General features: G+C 66.9%; 23 protein-coding genes. 6 read left to right on the forward strand and 17 right to left on the reverse strand.

Translation table 11 applies throughout. The features are described 5' to 3' along the window. Window positions 1-3: 3 nt before the first annotated feature. Together QFZ41_RS00440 and QFZ41_RS00445 are read right to left on the reverse strand one after the other, a co-directional pair. Window positions 4-291 carry a hypothetical protein gene (locus QFZ41_RS00440; protein WP_429196849.1) on the reverse strand — a complete coding sequence of 96 codons (288 nt, stop codon included), beginning with the start codon at window positions 289-291 and terminating at the stop codon, window positions 4-6. Between the two features lie 65 nt (window positions 292-356). Next, the gene (locus tag QFZ41_RS00445) at window positions 357-1,172 is read right to left on the reverse strand and encodes an SAM-dependent methyltransferase (protein WP_429196851.1); all 816 of its coding nucleotides are present in this window, start codon (window positions 1,170-1,172) and stop codon (window positions 357-359) included. A 226-nt stretch (window positions 1,173-1,398) separates the two neighbouring features. Between QFZ41_RS00445 and QFZ41_RS00450 the strand changes: the two genes are divergently transcribed. The 5 genes from QFZ41_RS00450 to QFZ41_RS00470 all read left to right on the forward strand — a co-directional run bounded on the left by QFZ41_RS00450 (window position 1,399) and on the right by QFZ41_RS00470 (window position 6,050). Beyond that, entirely contained in the window at window positions 1,399-1,785 is a 387-nt protein-coding gene (locus QFZ41_RS00450) for a hypothetical protein (protein WP_429196853.1), read from the forward strand. A gap of 101 nt (window positions 1,786-1,886) precedes the next feature. Continuing rightward, window positions 1,887-2,441 carry a host attachment protein gene (locus QFZ41_RS00455; protein ID WP_429196855.1) on the forward strand — a complete coding sequence of 185 codons (555 nt, stop codon included), beginning with the start codon at window positions 1,887-1,889 and terminating at the stop codon, window positions 2,439-2,441. 1 nt (window position 2,442) lies between these two features. Beyond that, entirely contained in the window at window positions 2,443-2,829 is a 387-nt protein-coding gene (gene sdhD, locus QFZ41_RS00460; RefSeq protein WP_429196857.1) for a succinate dehydrogenase, hydrophobic membrane anchor protein, read from the forward strand. Window positions 2,830-2,851: 22 nt separating this feature from the next. Further along, window positions 2,852-3,916 (forward strand): glycosyltransferase family 4 protein, encoded by a 1,065-nt coding sequence (locus tag QFZ41_RS00465; RefSeq protein WP_429196859.1) that lies wholly within the window; start codon window positions 2,852-2,854, stop codon window positions 3,914-3,916. 7 nt (window positions 3,917-3,923) lie between these two features. Further along, on the forward strand, window positions 3,924-6,050 hold the full coding sequence (locus QFZ41_RS00470; RefSeq protein WP_429196861.1) for an amylo-alpha-1,6-glucosidase: 2,127 nt from the start codon (window positions 3,924-3,926) through the stop codon (window positions 6,048-6,050). A 14-nt stretch (window positions 6,051-6,064) separates the two neighbouring features. Here QFZ41_RS00470 and QFZ41_RS00475 read toward each other — a convergent pair whose 3' ends face one another. From QFZ41_RS00475 to QFZ41_RS00490, 4 genes are all read right to left on the reverse strand, one after another. Continuing rightward, window positions 6,065-6,373 carry a DUF3247 family protein gene (locus tag QFZ41_RS00475; RefSeq protein WP_429196863.1) on the reverse strand — a complete coding sequence of 103 codons (309 nt, stop codon included), beginning with the start codon at window positions 6,371-6,373 and terminating at the stop codon, window positions 6,065-6,067. A gap of 17 nt (window positions 6,374-6,390) precedes the next feature. Further along, the gene (locus tag QFZ41_RS00480; RefSeq protein ID WP_429196865.1) at window positions 6,391-7,383 is read right to left on the reverse strand and encodes a chemotaxis protein CheB; all 993 of its coding nucleotides are present in this window, start codon (window positions 7,381-7,383) and stop codon (window positions 6,391-6,393) included. 68 nt (window positions 7,384-7,451) lie between these two features. Beyond that, window positions 7,452-7,958, reverse strand: coding sequence for a ferritin-like domain-containing protein (locus QFZ41_RS00485; protein WP_429196867.1), 507 nt, complete (start codon window positions 7,956-7,958; stop codon window positions 7,452-7,454). Window positions 7,959-8,047: 89 nt separating this feature from the next. Continuing rightward, entirely contained in the window at window positions 8,048-8,305 is a 258-nt protein-coding gene (locus QFZ41_RS00490) for a hypothetical protein (RefSeq protein ID WP_429196869.1), read from the reverse strand. Between the two features lie 207 nt (window positions 8,306-8,512). Here QFZ41_RS00490 and QFZ41_RS00495 point away from each other — a divergent pair, with 207 nt between their 5' ends. Further along, entirely contained in the window at window positions 8,513-10,159 is a 1,647-nt protein-coding gene (locus QFZ41_RS00495; protein ID WP_429196871.1) for an ABC1 kinase family protein, read from the forward strand. Here QFZ41_RS00495 and QFZ41_RS00500 read toward each other — a convergent pair. The 11 genes from QFZ41_RS00500 to QFZ41_RS00550 all read right to left on the reverse strand — a co-directional run bounded on the left by QFZ41_RS00500 (window position 10,156) and on the right by QFZ41_RS00550 (window position 20,587). After that, entirely contained in the window at window positions 10,156-10,971 is an 816-nt protein-coding gene (locus QFZ41_RS00500) for a substrate-binding domain-containing protein (RefSeq protein ID WP_429196873.1), read from the reverse strand. The genes QFZ41_RS00495 and QFZ41_RS00500 overlap by 4 nt on opposite strands. After that, the gene (locus QFZ41_RS00505; protein ID WP_429196875.1) at window positions 10,947-11,903 is read right to left on the reverse strand and encodes a PQQ-dependent catabolism-associated beta-propeller protein; all 957 of its coding nucleotides are present in this window, start codon (window positions 11,901-11,903) and stop codon (window positions 10,947-10,949) included. Before QFZ41_RS00505 ends, QFZ41_RS00500 begins: the two co-directional genes overlap by 25 nt. Continuing rightward, window positions 11,893-12,777, reverse strand: coding sequence for a cytochrome c oxidase assembly protein (locus QFZ41_RS00510; RefSeq protein WP_429196877.1), 885 nt, complete (start codon window positions 12,775-12,777; stop codon window positions 11,893-11,895). The genes QFZ41_RS00505 and QFZ41_RS00510 overlap by 11 nt, the downstream gene beginning before the upstream one ends. Further along, the gene (locus tag QFZ41_RS00515) at window positions 12,774-13,103 is read right to left on the reverse strand and encodes a hypothetical protein (RefSeq protein WP_429196879.1); all 330 of its coding nucleotides are present in this window, start codon (window positions 13,101-13,103) and stop codon (window positions 12,774-12,776) included. The genes QFZ41_RS00510 and QFZ41_RS00515 overlap by 4 nt, the downstream gene beginning before the upstream one ends. Then, window positions 13,100-13,708 carry a cytochrome c oxidase subunit 3 gene (locus QFZ41_RS00520; protein ID WP_429196881.1) on the reverse strand — a complete coding sequence of 203 codons (609 nt, stop codon included), beginning with the start codon at window positions 13,706-13,708 and terminating at the stop codon, window positions 13,100-13,102. Before QFZ41_RS00520 ends, QFZ41_RS00515 begins: the two co-directional genes overlap by 4 nt. Continuing rightward, window positions 13,705-15,576: a cytochrome c oxidase subunit I gene (ctaD, locus tag QFZ41_RS00525; protein ID WP_429196883.1), complete on the reverse strand. Its 1,872-nt coding sequence runs from the start codon at window positions 15,574-15,576 to the stop codon at window positions 13,705-13,707. Before ctaD ends, QFZ41_RS00520 begins: the two co-directional genes overlap by 4 nt. After that, a complete protein-coding gene (locus QFZ41_RS00530) occupies window positions 15,573-16,580 on the reverse strand; it encodes a cytochrome c oxidase subunit II (protein WP_429196885.1) in 1,008 nt (335 codons plus the stop codon). Before QFZ41_RS00530 ends, ctaD begins: the two co-directional genes overlap by 4 nt. Further along, window positions 16,577-17,110, reverse strand: a complete 534-nt coding sequence (locus QFZ41_RS00535; RefSeq protein WP_429196887.1) for a c-type cytochrome — start codon at window positions 17,108-17,110, stop codon at window positions 16,577-16,579. Before QFZ41_RS00535 ends, QFZ41_RS00530 begins: the two co-directional genes overlap by 4 nt. 10 nt (window positions 17,111-17,120) lie before the next feature. Beyond that, window positions 17,121-18,887 carry a methanol/ethanol family PQQ-dependent dehydrogenase gene (locus tag QFZ41_RS00540; protein ID WP_429196889.1) on the reverse strand — a complete coding sequence of 589 codons (1,767 nt, stop codon included), beginning with the start codon at window positions 18,885-18,887 and terminating at the stop codon, window positions 17,121-17,123. An 81-nt stretch (window positions 18,888-18,968) separates the two neighbouring features. After that, window positions 18,969-19,394: a hypothetical protein gene (locus QFZ41_RS00545; protein WP_429196891.1), complete on the reverse strand. Its 426-nt coding sequence runs from the start codon at window positions 19,392-19,394 to the stop codon at window positions 18,969-18,971. Continuing rightward, window positions 19,391-20,587, reverse strand: coding sequence for a zinc-dependent alcohol dehydrogenase (locus QFZ41_RS00550; RefSeq protein ID WP_429196893.1), 1,197 nt, complete (start codon window positions 20,585-20,587; stop codon window positions 19,391-19,393). Before QFZ41_RS00550 ends, QFZ41_RS00545 begins: the two co-directional genes overlap by 4 nt. Window positions 20,588-20,671 lie beyond the last annotated feature (84 nt).

Here is a 20,671-nt window from a genome sequence, read left to right on the forward strand (position 1 = left end):
AGCCTATACGTCCTGCGAAGGTGCTTCGCGGTCGTCCGGGCCGTCATCGTGGGGCACCTGCTCCTCGACCTCGTCGTCCTCGCAGCCTGGAACTTGCGATATCTGTGGCATGTGCATCAGCAGGTGCCCGAACTCGTCGGCCAGCCGTGCGCTGTCACCGGTCGCCACGGCGGCGCTCAGGGCGGTGGACGCCCCGGCACGTTCGAGAACCCCCACCAGCTCGTCCGTGGGCGCATGGCGCAGTGATGCATCGCACCCGATGGCTTCCAGCAACTCGATCGTGTCCTTCATCTCATATCCCTGCCATGCCGCCAGCGCTGCGATTGAGCACTGTGACGGCAGCCACCCCTACTTCTTTACGGATGACCCGGTGCCTGCATCGCGTCGAGGGTGGCCAGCCTCTCGCGAACGGCCAGGTTCGCCTTCAGGACGGATGCGGGCGGAAGCACCACCGTTTCCTCGGGCGTCAGGGATACATGGGGAAGGTCCCGCAGGAGAATGCAGCGTATGCCCGGCTTCTGGATCGGTAGCGTCGCCCCGCGGTAGACGATGATCTCGTGATCCAGGGGATAGTCGCGGCTCAGCACGTCCACGAGCACCTGGCGGTAAGCACCTCCGGTGTGCAGCCGTGCCAGCGACCGGTCGCCGACGACGCCGACCTGCCATAGCACCAGGTAACCCGTTGGGTCGATGCGGCGCTCGTAGAACAGCAACTGGCTGGCTTCGAAGTGCTGGCAACCGAAGCGGCCCGGATCGATGCCGAGGTCGGCGTACAGGCAATCCTCGGCCGAAATGCCAGGCTCCATGTGTGCCACGAATCCTTCTGAACGGGCGACCTCGACCGCCTTGTGCGGCGACCAGGCGAAGATACCCGGATGGCCGTAGAAGACGCCGCAAACCTGCTTGCCGGAGCGCACTTCGGTCATCATCACGTCGACCCACTGGCGGTAGGTCGTCATGCGTGACTTGCCTTCCTCGTAATAGGGCTGAAGGCTGCGCACGTCCTCATGCATGCGCCGCAGCCATGCCTCGACGATGCCGTCGGATAGCGCCGCGAACACCACATCCGCCTGCTCGATATGACTGCGGGCCAGCGGTGTCAGATGCGAGCCCAGGGTCATGCCCATGCCGACGCATGCGAGCCTGCCGCGGGGTGAAGGCGATGTGTTCATCGCGCGATAGTAGGCCAATTCGTGAGCGGCGGTACTTCCGTTCCGCCCTTCCCCGGCCTCCAGGCGACGCGATGCCCGTTCAGCAACATCAGCATCGCGGTGATCTTCCTAGGCAAATCCGCTGCAAAGTGAAGTGCACGCTGAACCGGTGGTCCATCGAAGGGCCACGTTCCTATAGGGGTCCCGACGTGCATCTCTTCGTACCCGCTGCGGCGGAGCGTTTTTCTTGAGCGGCGGCCGTCCGCTCGCCGTGATCATCGAACCGATGGCCGACCTCGCCTGGGTGGTGAAGGAGGCATTGGTCGAGATGGGCTATGAGGCGGTGGTCGCCACGACCCACCTCGGCGCCGCGCGCCTGTCGGAGAGTCGCTGCCCGCAACTGCTGGTCGCCTGCGTCCCCGCCCATGCCCAGGATGCCGTCGGCTCCTATCTTGCGGATTGCCGCGACATGCTCGGCATGCTGCCGACGGTCCTGATGCTGTCGGATGCCCAGGCCGATCTGACGGGCGCGCCCTGCTATGCCTCCCGGCTGCTGAAGCCGTTCACGCGCGGCGAACTCTTGCTGGCGGTCGACCGGGCCCTCGTCCTCGCCGAACACAGCCTGGCCAGCTGACCCGTTCAGCGACGTGAAGCCGGGCTTAGGCATCGTGCGCGCGCCCTCCGCCGGCCAAGTATCAGCATCGTCCGGCGACTTCGAAAACGTTTGGAGACACCATGAACAACCGTTCCTCGTCGAAGGACACTACCTGGGTCGTCGTAGCGGACGAGAAGACCGCGCGATTCTTAGAGCTGCCCGGGCAAGGACTCCTTCACGAAGTGGAAACGCTGCGCGACGACGCCCCCAATCGCGAAGCGGCCTTACGCGACGATGCCCACGGCCGCCGCGCTCCCAGCATCGCCGGCGGAGCCGGCGGTGCGCCCGCCCTGGGTACCGGCACGGTCACCGCCTCGGCCGGGGAGTCAGAACTTCACCTGGAGGCCGAGCGTTTCGCACGGCGTGTGGCCGCCACGCTCACCGAACGACGCCAGCAAAAGCGCTTCGCCCAGCTCCGCATCGTGGCCGCACCACGTTTCCTCGGGCTGATCCGCGCGCAGCTGGATGCCGCGGTGGCCGACACCCAGGTCGACGACCTCGCCAAGGACCTGACCCATCTCAACACCACGGAACTGACCCGCCGCCTCTTCCCCGAACGCGAAGGCGCGCCGCGCAAGCTGGAACCGCGTGCCGCGCAGGAAGTGCGCTCCGGCAACGACGACATACGGCACTGACATGACGAGCGATCTGCGCAATCCGCTCAAACGTGCACGGAACATCGGATCGGCGAAGTCGGGCGCCGGCGCCTGGATGGCAATGCAGTTCACCTCGATCGCGCTGGCCGCGCTATCGGTCTGGTTCGTGATCCTCGTGCTGACCCTGCTCCGCTCCGATTACGCGACCGTGCGCGCGTCGATCGGCCATCCGGTGAATGCCACCCTGATGGCGAGCTTCATCATCCTCGTCTGCTGGCATACCGAACTGGGCCTGCGCAACATCTACGAAGACTATATCCACACCCACTGGCTGGGTTTCTGGTCGGTGATCCTGACCCGGCTGGTGCTGCTCCTCGTGGCGGTCCTTTCGGTCCTGTCGATCGTCCGCATCGCGATCGCGCGGTAGGCGGTACATCGACCGGTGGCCGATGAAAATCGCGCAGATATCGCCATTGACGGAAGCCGTTCCCCCACGGCTTTATGGCGGCACCGAGCGCGTCGTGGCGCATCTTTGCAACGCACTCGTCGAACTCGGCCATGACGTGACCCTGTTCGCCGCGGCGGATGCCATGACGCGCGCCCGCCTGGTTCCCGGCCGGACCTGCGCGGTACGTCTCGATCCCGCGCCACTGAAGTCGGAACTGGCGTCTCACCTGTGCATGCTGGATCACGTGCGTTCGCGCGGCGACGAATTCGACATCCTGCATTTTCACCTGGAACTGCTGCACTTTCCCTTGTTCGAGGCGCTCGCGGAGCGCACCCTGACGACCGTGCATGGGCGGCTGGACATCGACGACCTCACGGGTGCGTATGCCCGGTGGACGATGTACCCGCTGGCGTCGATCTCCCTCTCGCAACGTGCGCCCATCGCATCGGCCCATTGGGCCGGCAACGTTCCGCATGGACTGGACCCGGCGCCGTACCGCTTCGTGGACGAACCCGCCGGCGATTACCTCGCTTTCCTCGGCAGGGCCTCGCCCGAAAAAGGCCTGGATCGCGCCGTGGCCATCGCCCGCGCAGCGAACATGCCGCTGAAGATCGCCGCCAAGGTCGACCATGCCGACCGCGACTATTTCGAGCAGTCGATCCGCCCCTTGCTGGGACTGCCGGGCATCGACTTCATCGGCGAGATCGGCGATGCGGAGAAGCCGGCCTTCCTCGGCAACGCCCGCGCCCTCCTTTTTCCCATCGACTGGCCGGAACCGTTCGGATTGGTGATGATCGAAGCCATGGCCTGCGGAACGCCGGTCATCGCGACACCGTTCGGCGCGGTCCCCGAGGTGGTGGACGAGGGGGTGACCGGTTTCGTCGTCGACGGCAGGGACGAAGCCGTCGAAGCCGTCTTCCGCGCCGCATCGCTGGACCGTCGCCACATCCGGCAGGTTTTCGAACGGCGCTTCACCGCACGCGCCATGGCGCTCCGCTACGTCGATCTGTACGAAAGGCTGCTCGATGGACCGGCGCGCAAAGACACCCTCCTGCAACGTGCCTGAGGATCCCATGGACACTTCGGTAAAAGAAAAGGAGCCCGCTCCGCTCTCCCAGTTCGCGCTGAAGGAAGGCGATACCTTCCTCGTGGCCGATGCCCGTGGCGACGTCTCCGGCGCCGCGGACGGCCTCTTTCGCGAAGACACGCGCGTGCTCTCCGAACTCACCCTCACCCTGGCGGGCGAACGGCCTTCGCTTCTGTCCAGCGGCGTGAGCCAGGACAACCTTTACTTCACGGCCCACATGACCAACGAGCCGCTACCGTCGCTGGGCGAGAATCCCACACCGAAAGCGGTCATGCACATCGAGCGCAAGCGCTTCATCTGGGCTGGCCGGATCTTCGAACGGATCCAACTCGCGAACTACAGCGACCTGGCCGCCGGCGCCACGCTGCGGCTCGGTTTTGGCGCGGACTTCCGGGACATGTTCGAGGTGCGTGGCCAACGGCGCGCCAGGCGCGGGGAAGGCATGACGCCCGACCTGCACGAGCGCGGCGTCGGCCTTCGCTATCGCGGACTCGACGACGTGACGCGGTCGGTATCGATCGACTACTCCGAACCGCCACACCGGCTCGACGAGCGCTGCGCCGAGTTCGATATCGCGCTCGCACCGCGCGGCGGGTGGACGCTCTACATGGAAGTCGGGCCGGATCACGCCGAACCCTCGCGCGCGCGCTTTCGACAATCCGCGGCCCGTGCGTGGCGAAGCCTGCGGCTACGACGGCAGCGCGGTGCACGCCTGCTGACGTCGGGACGTCCGTTCCAGTCGTGGCTGGACAAATCCCGGGCGGACCTCGCCCTGCTCACCACGGACATGCCTACCGGTCCCTACCCCTATGCCGGGATTCCCTGGTTCTCCACGCCGTTCGGCCGGGACGCGATCATCACGTCGATGCAGACGCTCTGGTTCGACCCGGGGCTGGCCAGGGGCGTGCTCGCGTACCTGGCCGAAAACCAGGCGCACGAAACCTCGGCTTTCCGCGATTCCGAGCCGGGCAAGATCATGCACGAGACGCGCAAAGGCGAGATGGCCGCCGCCAACGAACTGCCTTTCGGCCGGTACTACGGCGGCGTCGATACGACACCGCTGTTCGTCATGCTGGCCGGTGCCTATGCGCGGCGCACAGGCGACAAGGCATTCATCCAGTCGGTATGGCCCGCGCTGAACGCGGCCGCGGGCTGGCTCGAAGCCCGCGCGGCCGCGCATCCCCACGGGCTCATCGCGTATGCGCGCGGCGAAGCCACCGGCCTGGTGAACCAGGGCTGGAAGGACAGCCACGACTCGGTATTCCACGCGGACGGGTCGCACGTGGAGGGACCGATCGCTCTCGTCGAGGTGCAGGGCTACGCCTATCGCGCCTATCGCGACATGGCCGAACTGGCGGAATGGATGGACGACGCGGCAGCGGTCCCGCACTGGCGACAGCGTGCGCAGACGATGCGCAGGACGGTGGAACGGATGTTCTGGATGGAGGACGCGAGCTTCTACGCGCTCGCCCTCGACGGCACGGGACGTCCATGCGCGGTGCGCAGTTCCAATGCGGGTCACCTCCTTTTCGTGGGCCTGCCCCGCCGGCATCGCGCGGAGGCCGTCGCGCGGCAGCTGCTGTCGCGTCCGCTCGACAGCGGCTGGGGCGTGCGCACGCTCGCCGTCGATACCGTCCGCTTCAACCCGATGTCGTACCACAACGGGTCGGTATGGCCGCACGATGTCGCCGTCTGCGCGTCGGGCATGTCGCGCTACGGGGAGCGCGAAGGCGTGGTGCGGTTGCTCTCGGACCTGTTCGAGGCGGCCTCGCATTTCGGCATGCGCCTGCCGGAGTTGTTCTGCGGTTTCGAACGCAGCGCGGGGCAGCCGCCCGTCGCCTATCCCGTCGCGTGCCTGCCGCAAGCGTGGGCCTCGGGCTCGGTGTTCATGCTGCTCCAGGCGTGCCTCGGCTTGCGCATCGACGGCAAACGGGGTCGTGTCCTGGTGGAGCGGCCCGCGCTGCCCTCTGGCATCGACCGCCTGCGGCTGCGTGGCCTCGACGTCGGCGGACAGCGTCTCGACCTCTCCTTCCGGCGCATCGATACGCGCATCGTCGCGTTCGTGGAAGAACAGGAGGGCCCGCGGACGGTCACGGTCGACATGCGCGCCTGAGCCCCGGGGGCGGGTCAGGCCTTCGTCGCCCCCATGGTGACGGAGTCCAGGTGTTCCACACGGGTGATGTCGCCCAGCCACACCAGGCCGCTCCATCCGGGTTGCCGCGGGTCCTCGAGCTTTACGGTGCCATTGATGCCCTCCTCGTCGTCCGCCGTCTTGAATACCTGGACCGTCGGCGTCACCGCGACGATGCCTTCCACCGGCTCGCCTTCGGCGACATGTACGCGAACGCGCGCATTGATGGCGAGTTCTTCCACCCATCGCTCGATGCGCTGGATGTCACCTGGTTGCGTGAACACGGTGCGTGCGATGCGTCCCATGGTTTCCAACTCCTCTGTCAACGTTCCGGATCGGGTTCGGCCAGCGTTCCCGCGGCGCGCCGGGTCAGTTCCAGGGCGATGACCGCCAGGCGCTCCGCTTCCCTGGCATTGTCGGCGTACATCGCCGCGCGCTCTTCCTCGCCCACGCTCCGCGCATCCTCGGCAAGCAAGTGCAGGAGCATCGCCTTTTCGCACAACGCACGGTACGACGACCACAGTGATTCATCCGTGGACTGGCCCTGGGCATGCGCCAGGGTCTCCAGGGTGAACCGATGCCCCACGTAGCAGCGGAACTCTTGCAGGCCGTCATCGTCCCCGCGCATCAACGAACCTTTGCAGGAAGGGCAGACGAAGGGGGTGCGGTCGGTCGAATGCGGATCGGCATCCGGTCTTGGCGGAAGCTTGGCCATGGCATGCCCCCTCCCGGGGGCGACTGCCGGAAGGCCCTGCTCGACCGCCCAACGAGAAAGAAAGACCGGGATATCCGTAAGGGGCAGCCGGTGGTCGACCCTGGCGTGGCGCAGCGCGCCTAGCGGCATGGCGGGTGCCACCGCTTCGTCGGGGTCCTGGACGATCGCCGTGCCACCGGCGCGTTTCACGTAGTGCACGCCTGCTGTCCCGTCATTGAGATCGCCGGTGAGCACCACCGCGATCACCCGCGCACCGGCGTGCTCGGCCGCGCTGCGAAACAAGGGATCGAGGGCCGGACGGGTGTGGTGCTCCTTCGGTCCGCGATCCAGGACGATGGCCGCCCCGTCGACGAGCATGTGATAGTCCGGCGGAGCGACATAGATCCGGCCCGCCTCGATGGGTTCACCGTCGAACGCGTGCGCCACCGGCAACACCGCCCGTTGCGAAAGGATGCTCGGCAGGATGCTGGCATGGGCATCCACGTGGAGCACGACAAGCACCGCGGCGGGAAAACCGGCGGGAAGGCCGGCGCAGACCGACCTCAAGGCCTCGACGCCTCCGGTCGACGCGCCCATCACAACGAGCGGAGGCGAAACCACGCGGTTCTCCGGTTGGCCCCGCGGCCTCTCCTCGGAGCACCGCGGGGCGTGACATGTGGTTCGGTGGATCAGGCGGCCCGTGACTTCTCGGCGGCGCGCTGGTTGCCCGCTTGCTCGGCAAGTATCGTCAGCTTCTCGTCGGTCGCCTTTTCTTCCTTCAGTGTCGCCTGCAGAAGGGGAATCGCGTCCTTGTAGCCGAGCTGCTTGGCAAGGGCCGACAGCGTGCCGTACGAGGCGATCTCATAGTGCTCGACCTTCTGCGCACCACCGATCAACGCCGCGTCGCGCAACGGGCCGGCTTCGACCTCGTCGATCACTTCCTTGCCTTCCTCCACAAGGCCTTCCATCGCCGCGCACTTGATCCGTTTGAGACGGATGCCGAGCGCCTCGACGATCTGGTCGATGCGTTCCACCTGCCCCTGGGTCTCCTCCAGGTGCGTTTCGAATGCCTGTTTCAGCTCCGGCGCCGTGGCGGCACGGGCGAGGCGCGGCAGTGCCTTGGTCAACTGCTTCTCGGCGCTGTAGATATCCGAAAGCTCATGGATGAAGAGGTCTTCGATCGTTTTTACCGCCATGGTGGTCTCCGCGCTGGTTGGAAAGCACCAATGCTAGGGAGGGGCATGTCATGCGATCAGATGCGCCGCGTGAATGCCTCGCATACGTGCTACGCCTCCACGCTTCCGGGAACGAAGGCGTCGACCGTTTCCCACACGCCATTGTCACCTTCGACCTTCAGTCGAACGCGCCGGCCGGTTCGACGGCCGAGGCTGTCGGCCAACCGGAGGGCATGCCGGAAGCCTTCGTCCTGCGTGGCGAAGGTACCCATGCGATGGGTGTCGTGGAAGACCTCCCAGGGAAACGCGTTGTTCCGCTGGGCAAGGGGGAGGTAAAGCATGATGGGGGTATGCGTTTCGTTGTCCATGCCACCTTGCATTCAAACCTCGTGCCAAGGCCCCCGGGCCCTTGAAAGCGCCGGGGAGCGCGCTTCAGTCAGGTGACCCGGCAACCGTGGCGGTAAGACTTTCCGCGCTGGCTGGTAACTCTTACGCGGCGGCGTCCACCGTGGCATCACCGGCGGCGCGGAAGATGGGACTCCACGGCGCGGCCCGGCGCCCTCGCGGAGACTCCCATGCTGGCATCGACCCGGCGCTACCGGCAGATCGCTACCTTCGTCCTCAAGTACCGGCGCGCGGGCGTGCTCCGCTCCCCGACGGATCCCATCGCCACGGAGCCCGAGCGTGCCGATGCCTCTCCCGAGCAATTCGCCCGGGACATCGAATCACTGGGACCGGCCTTCATCAAGCTGGCGCAAGCGCTGTCCACGCGGCCGGACCTCGTCGCCCCGCCCTACCTGGTCGCCTTGCAACGCATACAGGACGCGGTCGTGGAAGTCCCCACGCGCGACATCGAAGCGATGATCGAACAGGAACTGGGGGCGCCCGTGGACACGCTATATGCGAGCTTCGAGGCGATGCCGCTCGCCGCCGGTTCGCTTGCCCAGGTCCACGCCGCGTGCCTGCGCGACGGCACCCGTGTCGCCGTGAAGGTGCAGCGCCCCGGTATCGAGGCGGATGTCGCCTCCGACCTCGACCTCCTGGCCAGGGTCGCGCGGCTGGCAGAAGGCTATACCGACGCAGGCCGCCGGCTCGGCATCGAAGACTGGGTGGCCGCCCTGCGCGACGCCCTGGCGGAGGAACTGGATTTCCTCGCCGAGGCGGACAACCTCGACGCACTGGGCCGGGTCTTCTCCGATTACCCTTCCCTCACGGTACCCACGCCGCACCGCCATCTCAGTACCCGCCGCGTGCTCACCATGGACCTGATCAGCGGGCGCAAGGTCGCGCCAGGGACAGCGGGCGCCGACCAGGGACGCGTGCTCGGCGAGGCATTGATGCGGGCCTACCTCGACCAGGTGTTCGCGCAGGGCCGCGTCCATGCCGATCCGCATCCGGGCAACGTGCTGATCGACGACGACGGGCGGCTCGCGGTGATCGATGCCGGCATGATCACCTATCTGTCGCGGACGGCACGGGTCACCCTGCTGCGGATCATGCTGCATGCGATCAACAGCGACGGCGACATCGTGGCCGACCTGTGCGAGTCGATGGGAAGGCGCCTTCCCGACTATGACCGGCAGCGTTACCGCCGCGCCGTGCGCAGCCTGGTCGGCCGTTATGCGGCACGTGGCGAAGACCGCGCCTTTGCCGAAGGCTCGCTGCTGCTGGACCTCACCTCCCGGGGCGCGGAATGTGGCTTGCAGCCGCCACCGGAACTGAGCGTGCTGGGAAAGACGCTGATCAACCTCGAAGCGACACTCTGCGCGCTCGATCCTTCCTTGCCGACGCGGCGGATCGTCGAGGAACAACTGGAGTCGCTGCTCGTGAAGCAGTTCAGCGACCATGCCTCCAGGACCGGCGTCGCCGCCATGGCGCTCGATGTCTACGCGCTGGGTCACGGAGTGCCCTCGAAGCTGTCCCGCTTCGTCGATACGCTGGCGGACAACGACCTGCGTATCCGCGTCGACGGGCTGGAGGAATCGCACCTGATCGAAAACCTGCAGAAGATCGCGAACCGCATCAGCGTCGGCCTGATCTCCTCCGCGTTGATCATCGGCGCCGCGCTGCTCACGCGCAACGGCGCGCACGACCTGCCGACATGGGCGGCGGTGCTGTTCGGCCTGGCCGCCCTGCTCGGCCTCGCGCTGATCGTGAACGCGTGGCGGGTCGACCGTGTAGCGACGCGCAAGGGCACGATACGGCGTGCGGGCCGAAGCTAGGACGACGGCGCGCCCGGCTCCTCCACCAGGGGTACGCCATAGGAACGCAGCAGGCGATCGATCTCCGCGCGGTGCCGTTCCAGCGCGTCGTCGAGGCGTCGGCGCAGGTCGATATCGTCCTTCCTCACGCCCATGGAGATATCGAACACCATGGGCCACTGCGGGCCGTCCAGCCAGGGCGACACGGGCCCGACCTGGAGTGGCACGGCTTCATGTCGGGCGAAGTACCCCGCCATGGGTCCCCAGGCCACGGCGACATCGATATCGCCGCGCGCCACCGCGTCGACGATCGCCGCGGGCGGGTTGGGGTTCGCGTAGTTGCCGTAGACCGGGTAACCACGCACGTTCCCCGTGAGGCCACGACGGGACAAGGCGTGCGCGGGCGGTGTGTTCGCGCCATCGTCCCCGATCATCTGCACGCCGACCAGCCACGTCGCCAGGCGGGGGTCGTCGAACGAGGTAGGCATGTCATGGCCGCGGCGCGTGACGAAGACATAGGTCGAACGGTAGTAAGGGCGCGTCGTCGCCAGCATCTCCAGGCCGCTGGCCACGCCCGGCACGACATCGCAACGGCCTGCGTTGAGGGTGTTGCGCAGGTTGCCCCGGCGCTGCGCCCACCACACATAACGCGGCGTCATGCCAAGGTCGCGCGCCACCATCTCCACGAGCTTGTTTTCAAAACCTTCGCGGCGTTCGTTCGAGAACGGCAGGTTGTTCGGGTCCGCGCAGACACGCAGCTCGGGCGCCGATGCGCTGGCGACGCCGAACCACGCGATGCAAAGGCCCGTCAGGGCAAGACGGCGACGCCCCATGGCTTCCCTCCGAGTCGGATCGTGGTGGTGGACCCGTCGCCACGGCGGATCACGGTGAGGTCGCCCGAAAGCCCGCTGGCCGCGTAGACGCGCTTTCCGTCCGCCGACATCGCGATGCCCCAGTTGCGTTGGCCCACCGGGATGTAACGCAGGATCTCGCCCGTCGGGACATCGACTTCGGCGGCATGATTGCCACGTCCGAGCGCGACGAAGGCGCGTTTGCCGTCCGGGTCGAGTGCGATGCCCACCGCCTGCACGTTGCCGGGTGCGCCATGTGCACGGTAGAAGTCGATCGTGCGGACGACCTTGTGCGACCGGGCGTCGAACGCCGCGACCGTCGCGCGCGCCTCCGAGCTCACCAGCAACAGTCTGCCGTCCGCGCTGAACACGGCATCGCGTGGTCGCGTGCCGACGAGGACGCTGTCCTCCAGCACGGCTTTCTGCGCATCGATGAAATGGACCACGCTGGTGGCTTCGGATGTGCAGACCACGGTCTTGCCGTCGGGGCTGACCGCCATGCCTTCCGGCTCGGAGCCCACCTCGACCGTGGCGGTGATGCGTTCGCCGGGGATATCGACGAAGGACACCACGCTATCGCGCTCGTTGGCCACGTAGAGCCGCTTGCCGTCCGGGCTGATCGCGAAGCGCTCCGGATCCGGGCCCGAGGGAAGGTGTCCGATGACGCGGCGCGTGGCCGTATCCACCACGTCGATCCGGTCGTCGTCGCCGGCGGCGACATAGAGGCGCGAGTGATCCGGCGACAAGGCCATGCCGCGCGGGCGCCTGCCCACCGCGATGCTGCCGGTCACCCTCGCCGATTCGCCGTCCACCACGTGGATCAGCGCGGCCTGTTCGTCGGAAACGAACACGGTGTCGGCATGGGCGCAGGTGCTTGCGAACACGAGCGCGGCGGCCAGCCATTCATTCCGCATGCGACACGGCCTCCCTCGGTGATCCATGCAGCAACCTCGCGACGATCGCGAGCGCGGCGGCGGCATGGACCACGCCACCGGGTATCCACATCAACAGGCCGGCGAGTTGCTGGTCTTCGACCGGCGTCAGTCCGAATGGCGTCATGCCGAGGCGGACGTAGCCCACATACCAGGGACTGGCCGAGAACGCCATCAAGGCACCAAGGGCGCCACTCACGAGCGCGGTGACGAACAGGCCGACCACGGCGGCCATCGGGTGATGGCGCATGCGCGCCTCGTCGAGCATCGATGACCAGAACAGCAGCGCGGTCACCATGAAGCTGAGGTGCTGGAGCACGTGCCACCCCTCGCCCGCCAGCGCCAGGCCGAACAAGGCCGGTGCGTGCCACAGCCACAACGCCACTGCCTGGAGCACGGTGGCCACCGCCGGATGGGTAAGCATGGACCACGTCGCGCCGATGCCGGGCGCGAGCACCGCCCTGCCCAGTCCACGTCGAGCCGCGTGTGGCAAGGCCCAGAGCATGACCGGCAACGGCCGGGACAGCACCAGCAACGGTGCGCCGGCCAGCATCAACAGCTCGTGCTCGAACATGTGCGCGGCGAACGAGCGGCCCCCGGCCACGTGCAGCGGCGACACGAGGGCGAGCGCGGTCACCAGCCAGCCTGCCGCGAAGAACGATGGCCGGCGCCAGTCGAAGGCGGTCGACGTCCTCCCGCGAAGACGCCATTGGCCCACGGCGTAAAGCAGCGCGGCGAGTGCCAGGGGTACCACTACCCAGGCTTCGAAGCTCCAGCCGGCGAACGGGCCCGGCGCGTCATGCGCCACCGCCGGCCCCGGCACGAGCAGCGCCACGCACAGGATCGGGCGCCTCACCGGAAGCAGCCCGGCACGGTGAACGACGCCACGCCCTGCATGGCGACGGCGAGGGCGAAGATGCCAGCGCCAAGGATCGATAGCCGGCCGGCGAAGGCCCTCCCGGCGCTCGCGTCGCCTGTACCGCGTACCGATCGCCAGGATACGACCGCCCCGGCGAGGCACAGCGCCAGGGCCAGGGCCAGCGCCAGGAGCGCGCGGCCGGGCGACACCGCGGCGCAGTTGAAACGCAGCGCGTCGGCGAGCAACTGCTGGTGAAGCGCCCACGCCACGGAGCCCGCGAGGAGGCCGGTCCACGGAGTCAGTCCGGCGAGCACGCGGTTCATTTGGTGTGCCCGGGCAAGAGGTAGACCAGCACGTAGATCGCCAGCCAGGTCACCACGACGAAGTGCCAGTACATGACGTTATCCGCCACATCCGACCGCTTGCGTGAGTCCGGTTCGTGCAGCGCCACGATCGCCGCCAGCACGATGGTGTCGTAGAGGTCGGTGGCGATGTGCACCGTGTGCATCAGCATCAGCGCCCAGAGGATCGAGCCATAGGCGTTGTCGTTCCAGCGCACGTTGAGCGCGCCGAACTCGAACCCGCGAATCACCATCAGCACCACGCCGATGGCGACCATCACCCAGAGTCCGATGCGTATCGCGGCGACGTCGCCGGCATGCGTGCGTCGGGACAACCAGACGTTGGGCACCTCACTGAGTATCGCCAGCACCGTGAAGAGCGTGCCGTACATCAATGAGGGGGGCTGCCCGCCCGGCGGCCAGGCGGATTCGTTCGACATGAGGTAGAAGTACGCCCCGGTGGCGAGCACGAAGGCCATGCCTTCGATGAGCATGAAGCCCACCGTTCCCCACCAGCCCAGGCTGGCCGGGCCGAAGGCGTGGTCCGGCAGGCCGCCGACGTCGCCGGTGATACGCAGCGGTCTCATGATTCGCTCTCCAGGCCGGGTTGTGAGCGTTTCGGCCAGAACCAGACCGTTGCCCCGATCGCGAAGGGGATCGCGCCCCAGACGATGCCCCATGGGGTGAAGATCGACCACACGAACATCACCGTGAGACCCAGCGCTGTCACCAGCGGCCACACGCTCGGGCTAGGCATGCCCCAGCGTATCTGTGGCGCGGCCTCCACCGCGGAGGTGATCAACACTTCCGGGCGGTCGTCACGAAGACCGGAAAGAGCACCCAGCGCGTCGCGATCGGTCCACAGCGGCGTATCGCTGGTGACCACCGGCACGGCGCTGAAATTGTATGTGGCCGGCGGCGACGCGGCCGCCCATTCGAGGTCGGGCGCGTCCCAGGGGTTCTCCGCGGCGGCTTCGCGAGAACGCAATGTGCGCACCACGTTCGCGATGAATACCAGCATGCTTATCGCGATGAGGTAAGCACCCGCCGTGGACAGGAGGTTCCACAGGTTCCAGCCCATGTCGCCCGGGTATGTGTACACGCGCCGCGGCATGCCCTGCAGGCCGGCGATGTGCATGGGGAAGAAGGTCACGTTGAAGCCGGTGAAGAACAGCCAGAACATCCACTTCCCCGCGGTCTCGTTCAACATCTTGCCCGTGAACTTCGGGAACCAGTAGAAGAACGCGCCGAACAGGGGAAACACCGCGCCGCCGATCAGCACGTAGTGGAAGTGGGCGACGACGAAATACGTGTCGTGCAATTGCAGGTCGAGTGGTACCGAGGCCTGCATGACGCCGGTCAGGCCACCGAGCACGAAGGTGATGAAGAAGCCGATCACGAACAACAGCGGCGTTGAGAATTTCGGGCGGCCGATGCCCAGGGTGACCATCCAGCAGAAGATCTGCACGCCGCTGGGCAGCGCGATCATCATGCTCGCGGCGGTGTAGAAGCTGTTGCCCATGCGCGGCAGGCCCGTCGCGAACATGTGGTGTACCCAGAGGCCAAAGGCGAGGAAGCCGGTGGCCACCAGCGACACGACCAGGGCGAGCCGTCCGAACACGGGGCGCCGTGCGAAGGTCTGCGTGATGCTGGACACCATGCCCAGCGCGGGCAGGAAGATGATGTAGACCTCGGGGTGGCCGAAGAACCAGAACAGGTGCTGCCAGAGCAACGGGTCGCCGCCCTCGGCCGCGTTGTAGTAGTGGGTGCCGACGAGGCGGTCCATGATCAGGAACGAACTGGCCAGCATCACCGCGGGCATGGCGAACACGACCATGAAGCTGGTCACCAGCATCGACCAGAGGAACAACGGCATGCGCGCCAGCGTCATGCCCGGCGCGCGCATCTTGAGGATCGTGACGATCAGTTCGATCGCCACCGCCAGCGCGGCCACCTCGGTGAAGGTGATCATCTGCGCCCAGAAGTCCGTGCGCTTGCCCGGCGAGAACTGCGGGCCCGCCAGCGGGACGTACGAGAACCAGCCCGTTTCTGGCCCCACGTTCAGAAAGAACGCGACGTAGATCATGATCCCGCCGAACAGGTAGATCCAGTAGCTGAAGGCGTTCAATCGCGGGAAGGCGATGTTCCGCGTGCCGCACATCAAGGGCGCGATGTACACGGCGACGGCTTCCATCACCGGCACCGCGAACAGGAACATCATCGATGAACCATGCATCGAGAACAGCTGGTTGTAGCGATCCGGGCCGACCACGTGGCCGTCCGGATACGCCAGTTGTGTGCGCATCAGCAAGGCGAGGATGCCGCCCATGATGAAGAAGACGAAGGCCGTGACCAGATAACGGCGGCCGATGCGCTTGTGATCGACGGTCGTGATCCAGCCCCGCCAGCCCGGCGCGTCAGCCCACGTGGATTCGAGTTCGCGCGCCGTGTTCATCGCAGCGACATCAGGTAGTCGACGAGCGCGCCCAACTGTTCGGGCGGAAGATCGGTGGCGGGCATGTTGGTTCCCGGCTTCTCGGCGTGTGGCTGGCTGATCCACGCCGCCAGCGTTTTCGCATCCAGCGGCAAGGCACCCGCGGCCAGGCTGTGGCGGCTGGCGAGGTGCGTGAGGTCGGGTCCGACCTTGCCCGAGGCGTCCGTGCCTGCGATGGTGTGGCACGAGGCACACGTGGAGGTCACGAACACGTGCTGGCCCTGCGCGCGCCGCGGCGTGTCCGGAGTCTTCGCCAGCGTGAGTTGCGCCGCCTGCCACGCCGCGAAACCCGCGGCATCGTGCACGGTCACGTCCATAGCCATCCTCGCGTGCTCGAGCCCGCAGAACTCCGCGCACTGGCCTCGCCATTGCCCGGTCTTGCGTGGCGTCAGGGTCTGGAAATTGCTGCGCCCCGGGATCAGGTCGGTCTTGCCGTTGAGGTTCGGCACCCAGAAGCTGTGGATCACATCGTTCGAGCGCAGCTCCACGCGCGTGGGCCGGTCGACCGGGAGGTGCAGTTCGTTCGCGGTGACGATCGTGCGCGAGGGATCGGGATCGAGATATTCCACCTGCCACCACCACTCCGACGCGGTGATCCTCACTTGCAGGGCATTCGGGTCCTCCCCGCGTGCAAGGCGGCGATCCACGAGGAAGCTGCCGCCGGCCAGCACGAAGAGGCCGAGCACGATGAGCCCGGACCACCCCATGAGGGCGACTCGCCATTGCCGGTCGACACCGGGAGCCTCCGTCTGCGCATCATGCGAATCCGCGCGGGCTCGCAGCGCACGCCAGGTCGCCCAGCCGAGCAGCAGCATCATCAGCAGGTACATGACACCGCATACGATGAGCATCAGGTGCCAGATGTCGCCGATCGCCGATGCCTGGTCGCCCGCGAAATCGAGCGCATTCTGGCGTCCGCGGCACCCGGCGAGCAGCAGGACGGCGCTGAAGATGGCCAGCCTCAACGCTGCGGCTCCTGGTTCGGCGCGGGATCGCCCCCCTTCGGCGGCTCGCTTTCCCTGCGCGTCAGCGGCGGCGTAGCCGACATGCCCTCGCTACGCGACGGCACGGCGTCCTTGCGTACGTTTCCCGACAAGGACCTCACGTACGCCGCAAGCTGCCAGATCTGCTCCGCTGGAATCTTGCCGCGGAACGACGGCATGCCATTGGGCCGTCCCTGGTCGATCGACGCGTAGATGTGGTCGATGTCCCCGCCATAGCGCCACTCGCCGTCCATCAGCGCCGGGCCGGCATCACCGCCTCCGTTCGCATGGCATCCGTTGCAGTTCATCCATCGGAACAGGTTCTGCCCCTGCCCGATGTGGTACGCGTTGTTTTCATAACGTGCGCCGCGCGGGTCGGGCGGCACCGGCGACGGCGTTCCCGGCTGCAATCCGACCAGTGGCGGCGCCGGCCCGCCCGCGGGCTGCGGACCCGAGAAGTCGCGCTTCTCGCGCTCGCACCCGGCGAGCGTCAGCGTGATGCACGCCGCCATGACCGCGACCTCAAGGAAGCGCGAACACATAGAGCGTGCCCCCCGGCTGTGTTTTCTGCTTCAGGTCGGCCGTCGCGTTGACCATGCCCTTGGCCGCCGTGCCATCGCGAGGGTCCAGGTTGCCGGCCACGATGGCACCGGCCCAGCCACCCACGCCCGAAAGCACGGCAATGTACTGGTGGCCGTCCGGACCGCGGTAGCTGACCGGCTGCCCGATGATTCCGGAGCCGGTCTTGAACTTCCAGAGTGGCTTGCCGTCCTTCGCGTCGACCGCCTTGAACCAGCCGTCCATCGTGCCGTAGAACACGACGCCGCCACGCGTGGCGACCGTCCCGCTCCATACGGGAAGGTCTTCCTTGATTTCCCACGCGATGCGCCGCCGCACGGGATCCCACGCCGTCAACACGCCGCGATGTCCACCGGGGCCCGCGTACATGCGCACCTCGGCGCCTACGTAGGGCGTCCCGGCGATGTAGTTCGCCTGCATCGATTCCCAGTCCATGCACAGGTTCGCGTGCGGTATGTAGAGCAAGCCCGTATCGGGAGACCACGCCGACGGGTTCCAGTCCTTCGCTCCGGGCGCGGTCGGACAGATGTCACGCACGACCTTGCCCATGCGTGGTTGCTTGTCGGGGTTGTAACGCGGGCGGCCGGTCTTGAGGTCGATGCCCAGCGTGGAGTTCACCGGTGAGAACGGGTCGGCGGAAAGCACCTCGCCGGTGGCGCGGTCGATCACGTACACATAGCCGTTGCGCTCCGGGCGCACGATGACCTTACGCGCCTGTCCGCCGATGGGCAGGTCGACGAGCACGTTCTCGTTGATCGCGTCGTAGTCGTACAGGTCGTGCGGACTGAACTGGTAGAACCATTTCGCCTCGCCCGTATCCACGTCGCGCGCGAAGATGCCGGCCGTCCATTTGTTGTCGCCCGGCCGTTGCTCCGCGTTCCAGGGGCCGGGATTGGCCGTGCCATAGAAGACGAGGTTCGTTTCGGGATCATAGGAAATCCAGCCCCACACGGAGCCGCCTCCGGTCTTCCATGCCTCGGGCGGCCAGGTCGTCATGCCCAGGTCCTTGCCCTTGTCGCTGGCGTAGAACGGCTTGAACGAAGGGCCGATGAGAACGTCCTTGTCAGGGCCCGTGCTGTACGCCCTCCACACTTGCTTGCCGGTGGCGGTGTCCAGGGCGGTCAGCCATCCACGCACGCCGAACTCGCCGCCCGAATTTCCCACCAGCACCTTGTCCTTGACCACCAGCGGCGCCATGGTCATGGTCTCGCCGCGGTTGATGTCACCCAGCTTCGTGCGCCACGCCTGCTTGCCCGTCGCTACGTCGAGCGCGATGGTCTGTCCGTCGAGCGTGTTGAAGAACAGCTTGCCGCCGGCGACGACGGCGCCCCGGTTGACCACGTCGCAGCATGCCACGCCCTGCGCCGCGGCATCCGGCTGCGGACGAAACGACCACTTGAGCGGGGCGCCCTCACGCGTCAGGTCCAGCGCGTAGACGATGTTCGGGTACGGTGAAACGATGTACATCGTGCCGTCGACCACGATCGGGGCCGCCTCCTGGCCGCGGTCGACGCCCGTAGAAAAGGTGAAGGCGACTTTCAGCGTACCGGCGTTGGCGGGAGTGATCTCGTCCAGCGGACTGTAGCGGGTACTGGACAGGTCGTGAGCCGGCATCGGCCAGTCGCCCTTCTCCTGGGCGGGCGCGGGCATGAAGCCCGCGCCCGCCATGAGGAGCAGCGCCCCCACGAGGCGGCCGGCATGTTGTCTCATCGAATCCTCCTGACCACGGGAGGCGCTATAAATAGAACGCTCCCATGTACCGGACGCGTGAAGAATCCAACCCGCTTCGCGTCACGATGCCGACCGGCGAAGCAGGAAGCCGGCGACCGCGAGCGCCCCGGCCACGGCGACGACCGAGCGAGCCTTCGGCGAGTGGCGGGCATCCGAGAACAGCCCCTCGACCGTGTCGACGCGATCGGCGAAGAGCAGCATCAGCCAGTGACGGAGGTCGTTCTCGCTGTGTCGGAAGGCGCGCCGGCGGATCCAGCCACTGATGCCGCGCGGTGGTACGCTGGTGCCGAAGACGGGGGGCATCCGCAGGTGCTCCGTCGACTTCAGGATCTCGACGTTGGCTTGCTGCCGGGGCGGCTCGTTCCAGTGCACGCCTTCCAGCCGCGGCGGCCGCCGCTCCATCGGTACGGCGGGGCGGTTGGCGCGATCCAGGTCGGCGCCCCAACCGGGGATGCGGTCGCGTGGATGATCATGTGCGGCATTCATGCGGCGGTGCCCTCTTGGATCGTGGTCCGGGTGGCGGGCGTATCCGTCACGCCGGGTGGAATCAGCACGGTCTTGATGCACTGGTCCTTCTTGCCGGAGAACATCTCGTACGCGTCGCTCACTTCCTCCAGCGGCACGCGGTGCGTGATGATCGCGCGCGGGTCCAGGCGCCCTTCCCTTATGTGTTCGATCAGGCGCGGCAGGTGACGCTTCACGCTGGCCTGGTTCATGCGCAGCGTCAGTCCCTTGTTCAATGCGTTGCCGATAGGCACAGCGTTGAAGGTGGGGCCGTACACGCCGACGATGGAGACGTTGCCACCCTTGCGCACGGAGTTGATCGCCCAATGCAACACGGTGGCCGCACCCGCCTGCAACTTCATGGTGACACCCGTCAGCCGCTGCATGGCGCTGCCCGCCGCCTCGCAACCCACGGCGTCGATGCAGACGTCGGCACCCAGTCCGTCGGTCAGCTTCTTGATGTGGATGGCCATGTCGCCCACGGAGCGGAAGTCCACCGTTTCACAATGGGCGTAGCGCCTGACGAAGTCGAGACGGTAGTCGACATGGTCGACGACGATCACCCGTCCCGCGCCCATCAGCCACGCCGAGCGCGCAGCCATGATGCCCACGGGACCCGCACCGAACACCACTACCGTGTCGTTCTCGCGTATGTCACCCATCTCCGCGGCCTGGTAACCCGTCGGCACGACATCGGTCAGCAGCACGGCATCCTCGATGTGCATGTCGGCGGGGATCGGCGTCGGCCCGATATCCGCGAAGGGCACGCGCACGTATTCCGCCTGCCCCCCGTCGTAGCCGCCCGTGGTGTGTGAATACCCATAGATGCCGCCCACTGCGGTCGCCTCGGGATTAACGTTATGGCAGTTGCTGTAGAGTTCCCGCTGGCAGAAGTAGCACGTGCCGCAGAAGATGTTGAAAGGCACGATGACGCGGTCGCCGACCTTGAGGTTGCGTACCTCCGAGCCGATGTCCACGACTTCGCCGACGAATTCATGGCCGAAGACCGAGCCTACGCGCGTGTCCGGCACCAGGCCATGGTAGAGGTGCAGGTCGGAGCCGCAGATGCAGCTGCGCAAGACCTTCACGATGGCATCGAGCGGATGCTCGATCACGGGATCCGGCACGTGGCGGGCGCTGACCCGGTAGGGACGGCGATAGGTGGTGGCGAGCATCGGGACCTCCGCAGGCAGGGTGACGGCCGGATCGTCATCCGCTCGCCGTCACCGCCGCGCCAAGGGCCCGTGCGTGCGGGAACA

Origin of the sequence: Luteibacter sp. W1I16, from assembly GCF_050434905.1 — a bacterium.
Taxonomy (GTDB): Bacteria; Pseudomonadota; Gammaproteobacteria; order Xanthomonadales; family Rhodanobacteraceae; genus Luteibacter.

Excerpts from the sequence above, each read along its gene's own strand:
- ctaD (WP_429196883.1), bottom strand. The coding sequence starts at position 15,576 with ATGAACACGGCGCGCGAACTCGAATCCACGTGGGCTGACGCGCCGGGC.
- QFZ41_RS00470 (WP_429196861.1), top strand. The coding sequence starts at position 3,924 with ATGGACACTTCGGTAAAAGAAAAGGAGCCCGCTCCGCTCTCCCAGTTC.
- QFZ41_RS00545 (WP_429196891.1), bottom strand. The coding sequence starts at position 19,394 with ATGAATGCCGCACATGATCATCCACGCGACCGCATCCCCGGTTGGGGC.
- QFZ41_RS00490 (WP_429196869.1), bottom strand. The coding sequence starts at position 8,305 with ATGGACAACGAAACGCATACCCCCATCATGCTTTACCTCCCCCTTGCC.
- QFZ41_RS00550 (WP_429196893.1), bottom strand. The coding sequence starts at position 20,587 with ATGCTCGCCACCACCTATCGCCGTCCCTACCGGGTCAGCGCCCGCCAC.
- QFZ41_RS00440 (WP_429196849.1), bottom strand. The coding sequence starts at position 291 with ATGAAGGACACGATCGAGTTGCTGGAAGCCATCGGGTGCGATGCATCA.
- QFZ41_RS00540 (WP_429196889.1), bottom strand. The coding sequence starts at position 18,887 with ATGAGACAACATGCCGGCCGCCTCGTGGGGGCGCTGCTCCTCATGGCG.
- QFZ41_RS00495 (WP_429196871.1), top strand. The coding sequence starts at position 8,513 with ATGCTGGCATCGACCCGGCGCTACCGGCAGATCGCTACCTTCGTCCTC.
- QFZ41_RS00465 (WP_429196859.1), top strand. The coding sequence starts at position 2,852 with ATGAAAATCGCGCAGATATCGCCATTGACGGAAGCCGTTCCCCCACGG.
- QFZ41_RS00455 (WP_429196855.1), top strand. The coding sequence starts at position 1,887 with ATGAACAACCGTTCCTCGTCGAAGGACACTACCTGGGTCGTCGTAGCG.
- QFZ41_RS00520 (WP_429196881.1), bottom strand. The coding sequence starts at position 13,708 with ATGAGACCGCTGCGTATCACCGGCGACGTCGGCGGCCTGCCGGACCAC.
- QFZ41_RS00500 (WP_429196873.1), bottom strand. The coding sequence starts at position 10,971 with ATGGGGCGTCGCCGTCTTGCCCTGACGGGCCTTTGCATCGCGTGGTTC.
- QFZ41_RS00485 (WP_429196867.1), bottom strand. The coding sequence starts at position 7,958 with ATGGCGGTAAAAACGATCGAAGACCTCTTCATCCATGAGCTTTCGGAT.
- QFZ41_RS00505 (WP_429196875.1), bottom strand. The coding sequence starts at position 11,903 with ATGCGGAATGAATGGCTGGCCGCCGCGCTCGTGTTCGCAAGCACCTGC.
- QFZ41_RS00475 (WP_429196863.1), bottom strand. The coding sequence starts at position 6,373 with ATGGGACGCATCGCACGCACCGTGTTCACGCAACCAGGTGACATCCAG.
- QFZ41_RS00445 (WP_429196851.1), bottom strand. The coding sequence starts at position 1,172 with ATGAACACATCGCCTTCACCCCGCGGCAGGCTCGCATGCGTCGGCATG.
- QFZ41_RS00515 (WP_429196879.1), bottom strand. The coding sequence starts at position 13,103 with ATGAACCGCGTGCTCGCCGGACTGACTCCGTGGACCGGCCTCCTCGCG.
- sdhD (WP_429196857.1), top strand. The coding sequence starts at position 2,443 with ATGACGAGCGATCTGCGCAATCCGCTCAAACGTGCACGGAACATCGGA.
- QFZ41_RS00535 (WP_429196887.1), bottom strand. The coding sequence starts at position 17,110 with ATGGCGGCGTGCATCACGCTGACGCTCGCCGGGTGCGAGCGCGAGAAG.